Consider the following 1,753-nt stretch of genomic DNA (forward strand, 5'->3'; position numbering starts at 1 on the left):
CTAGAGCGTCGGTTCAGTATTAGGAGTTGACAAAAAAAGGACTTTATGAAATTAGCCAGTGCATGAGTTCGACTCTATGCCTGGTGTAATTGGCCGAACCTTATCCATTCGAGCAATGACATGAAGATTATGGACGACAGCGACTCGCCGTAGATCGAAAAGATTTTTCCGCTGCCCGATATAGCGAGCACGGTTCCCCTGCCAATGCCCAATATGAGCCAGAGAGTGTTCAACTGTAGTACGTTTTCTTAAGTTTTTTCGACCAATAGCAGTGGATTGACGTGCTCGCAACTCTTGCATTAAGGCTTCATCAGGATGAATTGATACAGTCCGTCCTTTTTTACTATTCGTGCAACCAGACCTCTGAGGACAAATTGCACATTCACTCGCCGGAAAATGAACAATTTTCCCGGGTTCAAATGGGATACTTACCTGATTGGGACAGCTAATTAAATGCGTATCCCAGTCAAGAAAAAAGGAATTTTTATCAAACCGTCCAGAATTTCTGACCGGCCACGCCTTGCAAAATATCTGTAATTTATCATCCCGTTGTACCACCCAATGACTGGATAAATAAGCCCGGTCAATATGTAACTCAGCTAGGTGAATATTTTGAAATTTTAAGTCACGTTCTAGGTCAACTGTAGCAGTGGCTTCCGGAGTATTTGCGCGTGTCAACGCCACCGCGCAAACTACACCACTCTCTAAATCTTTAAGAACGTGGCGTTTATATCCATCTATTTTTTTAGAGCGGCTTTTACGCCCATGCCGCATATCTGGGTCTTCAATAGAAATCCGACGATCTTTGGCGACCCCTTTACTTAAACTCGGAACGCCTTGTGAGTCGAAAGTCACATTTTGGGATTCAATGACTCGGGCAACATCCAGAGTCTCTTGAACTACTTCAAATTCATCACAATCAGACTGGCTTTGCATCCATTCTTCCACTGAATCTAAGCTACTTAGGATAAGTAAGAGTGCATTTTGACGCTCTACTGGATTATCCCAGTTTAAATCTAATGCCGTTTTTAAGCTGGAACTATTAAGGATGGGTGCACCTGCTTCCAGGGCAATTTCTGCTGGCTCCCGCCCCTGCACAGCAGCTATCATGCTCACTGCTTTCCGCAAAGCATGACCCAATAAATTATATGTATCTTCGACTTTCCCGGCTCCCCATAACGGGGAGGAATCTAAAGCCGCTTTAAGTTGAGATGAGCCAAATCCACCTTTTTGTTTGGCAATTTCTACGGTGCGGTCAATTAAACGTTGGTCTAGTTCTTTTTTAATTAAGCCCTTTCTGAATCTAACCAAAGTGGCTTTGCTAAAAGGAGGACTTTCACAATTGAGACAATCAAGAACTAACTGCCAACGTTGATCCATGAGCATTTCTTCAATCACTTCATCATCAGAAATACCCAAATATGCTTGTAGAATAATTGCCAAGGCAAGTTGTGCAGGAGGAACTGGACTCTGACCCACGGTGCTGTCTTTAAAAATTGTAGCAAGTTCTTCTTGAAACTCATCATTAAATATGAATGAACGGTTCAGTCGAAGAAACGTGAATAACTTGGCTCGTTTAATGCGTTTGATAATCAACGATTCTCTTTCTGAGAGTTCAATTGGAGGATGCCATAAGTGAGGGCGCATAAGGTTTCTTCCTTCTTCCTGATTGTGAGAATTTAACAGGCTTCTCAATTCACCTATCATTTCCAGTTTGTTTTGTCAACTCCTGATACTGAACCGACGCCCTAGG

At 42.8% G+C, this 1,753-nt stretch carries 1 protein-coding gene; it reads right to left on the minus strand.

Annotated features, from left to right (window positions below; all coding sequences use genetic code 11):
• Positions 1 to 51 precede the first annotated feature (51 nt).
• Complete coding sequence (locus QUA90_RS30310; RefSeq protein WP_333448784.1) at positions 52 to 1,647, minus strand: IS1182 family transposase; 1,596 nt, start codon at positions 1,645 to 1,647, stop codon at positions 52 to 54.
• Positions 1,648 to 1,753: the final 106 nt, after the last annotated feature.

It is taken from the genome of Microcoleus sp. D3_18_C4 (assembly GCF_036702355.1).
Taxonomy (GTDB): domain Bacteria; phylum Cyanobacteriota; class Cyanobacteriia; order Cyanobacteriales; family Microcoleaceae; genus Microcoleus.

What these genes read in the sequence shown, in the direction of transcription:
- QUA90_RS30310 (WP_333448784.1), bottom strand. Translation starts at nt 1,647, where the DNA reads ATGCGCCCTCACTTATGGCATCCTCCAATTGAACTCTCAGAAAGAGAA.